The organism is Bacillus sp. FG16 (genome assembly GCF_057809515.1).
Map to the genome: position 1 here is coordinate 1 of NZ_JBMDKC010000203.1, position 3,154 is coordinate 3,154.

Sequence of the window (3,154 nt, forward strand, 5' to 3'; positions counted from 1 at the left end):
AAACAAATGTACCACCATTACCATTAAAACGGTGGTTTGCAGAAGGAAATACAGGAGATACAGAAAAATATGTTTTAGTTCCAATGGAAAAATTTATGGGAGTTGCGAATACGAAAAGAAGTGAGGGAAATTGGTTAAACCAGTTATATGGTTTGAATAGAACTACACAAAATTTAAAAAGGATTCAACAGGATGGTATCCAACAATTTAAAGATTTGATAATAAGAAAAAATGCAGACGTTGTTTTTAATTACTATGAAGATTTAGATGTCTATTATGTGGAAGAGGGCGGAACACATCGGAGTGTTATAGCAAAAGTTTTAAACATTGATTACATGATGGCTAGAATTGAAGTGTATAAGTCTAATGGTAATCTGGAAAAAGAACAAAAATTATTTAGGGAACAGTTACATCAATTAGAAAGCATTATTGGGGAATTAGGTTTTGTGGCTGAATACAATAGTTCTAAACAGACTATTGCTATATTTTCTAATAATCATCAGCTTATTACAGTTTTGGAGGATGTAGTTTACCCTACGTTTTATCAGGAAGGAAAAAATCATTTTCAATATTGGTTATCGGTATTTCGAGAATTAAAAGAAGAGGGCGTTAAAATTAGTAAAAAACCATATTTTTCAAGAAAATGGATTTTGTTTTACAAAAAGAAAATAAATACATCTTCTCATGAAGAGTACTACTTTCATATGTTAAGCATTTATACATTAGCAAAAAAGTAAAATGAAATTTATATGCTTTATGAAAGCAACGGAGATTGATGTGAGATTGCAACTAATCTACAAAAATATAGGAATTTTCGCAACTGTGTTGAGAAATTAAGGCGTCTAATTTCTATATTTATAATTACATGATAATATTTATTTGAATATTTTAAAAAAACAAAATCGAGAAGGGGTATTTTTGCCCATCCCCTCGAAAAGGGGGAATAAGAAAAAACGGTGTGAAAAACCCTTATTTATAAGGATTTTTCGTTACTCGTAAAATATGTGTTTCAAAACATAGACAACTATGTTGACATGTTTCAAATACGATTAAGTTGTATTTTTGAAATGAAAAAAGCTAGATTTTTAACTATGTCATAAAGTGTACTTTTTGACATGATGCATAAATATAGCTAATTCCCCCTTTTCGGGGATTCGGGCAAAAACACCCAGAAGGGGATATGATGAGCGTACAAGTAGTTTCTAAGGAAGAAATCACAAAATTATTACAGGATTGGTATCAAGAAATGCGTGTACAACACGTATTTAAAGCAGGTCAATTAAAAAAAGATATTGATAGTAAGATTGATAAGATGGAAGAAAGCCAAGACATTCTTATGTATTATTCACTATTAGATTTTAGATATAAGATGCTGACGGGTAACTTCGAACAAGGTTTAATTAGTTTGGGGAATTTGGATAAAATGGATGCTGTTTTAAAGTATTATTATCATTTCTTTACATTTATTGTAACTACTCAGCTTAGTTAAGAAACAAGGCATACCAAATACATGTTTCCTATTCGAAAACATAAAAAAGAAACAACTTCAAGAAGGGAAAGACTCTAGATTCAATAGAGAAATTCTCTTATGAAGTTGTGAGATTCCAAGGAACCGTTCCGGTTTCTATCACCTGACCAATCGCTTGTAAGACAGATTGTTTTTGTTTTTTCATCGTACTCATAAAGCTTCGTATCTGACAAAAAGATTCTGCGCCTTCCTTACTTCGGAAAGTCCCAGATACTTTCTGTTTCACTTTCGTCATTCGAATATCTCGTTCCGCTTGATTGTTATCAAATGGAATGTCTGGATGTTCTAAGAATGCTAGAATTCTGTCATCATATTTGACGAAGCGATTCCATAAATTTTGAGCAGGCGTCTGTTTTCTTTTCTTTTTTGAATCTGAAGAAAGCAACTCCTTTTCTTTCAATATGGATTGATAAGTCGTAACCAGCTTCTTTTGTTCTACTTTTGGCAGAATTCCTTTGTATTGTTTTTTTTGATGTAAAGCGTGCTGGAGAAACTCCTGCATGTGTTTGGCCCATTTTTCTCCGGTACTATCTATAATTCCTTGCAGATCTCGTAAGAGATGGGCATTACATAAAACGTGTCGACAATCTGTAAACACATCATATGATTTCCAACCATCATGCATCGCAATTCCAGAAAAAGAAGGCAAAATCTCACCCGCATCCATCGCTTCTTTTCCACGTTTTTCATGAATATGTTGTAGTGTCATCTCTGGTGTACTCGCAGTATGTACCCATTGTGTTTTACCTGCTACTCGCATACCTGTTTCATCAAAATGGACAACCGCAGACTGCAGAATCTTGTCTTTTACTTCTTGGAGAAAGGGCTGCAATTGAGAAGCAAAGGATTGTGTATGATTGACTAACGTTCCTTCACTAATCGAATGACTAAAACAATCTTGAAAGAATTCTTTTGTCCGTTTTAAAGAAAGACACTGATATTGCGTCAAATAAGGAACAAGTCTTTTTATATTTGGCCCATATTGAACCGGACGCGTGACAGTAGAAGGAAATTCCGATTCTTGGATAAAATGGCAATGTGGGCATTCTTTTTGTTCTACTTTATGCTCTGTTACTTCTATCTGGATAGGTGGTAAGTCATATACTTGGCGTATACGGTATCCTTTTACAGGTTCTTGGTGTAAGGACGTATTGCAACAAGTGCAATGCGTAGGAGAATAGATAATCGTATGGTCCGGAGTCGTTGTCAAACCGAGAGTATGTCCTTTATGGCCCAACTGGCCACCGGTTGGACGCTGGGATGATTTGCGTAAACTTTTTGTCACAGGTTTACGCAAACCATCTGTAGATGGAGGGGTATGACTATTTTTGGAGTTTTTTTTAGAACGATTTTCTAATTCTTCTATGCGTCCTTTTAAATCCCGTATTTGATTTTCTAAATCATGAACGAAATCGCAAATAGCCTGTGGTCCTTTTTGATAGACAGCTAGAATTTCTTGTTTTTTCAACACGATCATCACCTCCTTGTTTGATATATCTAGTATTCACACAAAAAGTACATATCAGACTAGTAGATGCAAAAAAGCCTCCGTGAGGAAGCTGAGTAGTTACCATTTATTTATGCTACGGAAGTAGGAAATTACAGCGATGCAAAGAAACACTATGA

2 protein-coding genes and 1 pseudogene are annotated in these 3,154 nt (G+C 34.3%); 2 read left to right on the forward strand and 1 reads right to left on the reverse strand.

Features of this window, described 5'->3' with window-relative positions:
* Together ACODS7_RS31475 and ACODS7_RS31480 are read left to right on the forward strand one after the other, a co-directional pair.
* Positions 1 to 737, forward strand: a pseudogene (locus tag ACODS7_RS31475) (hypothetical protein); the annotation flags it as partial.
* A gap of 446 nt (positions 738 to 1,183) precedes the next feature.
* Positions 1,184 to 1,489, forward strand: coding sequence for a response regulator aspartate phosphatase (locus tag ACODS7_RS31480; protein WP_243168960.1), 306 nt, complete (start codon positions 1,184 to 1,186; stop codon positions 1,487 to 1,489).
* A gap of 97 nt (positions 1,490 to 1,586) precedes the next feature.
* On the opposite strand, the gene tnpC is transcribed toward ACODS7_RS31480, so the two are convergent.
* Entirely contained in the window at positions 1,587 to 3,005 is a 1,419-nt protein-coding gene (tnpC, locus tag ACODS7_RS31485) for an IS66 family transposase (RefSeq protein WP_373371791.1), read from the reverse strand.
* Between the last annotated feature and the right edge of the window lie 149 nt (positions 3,006 to 3,154).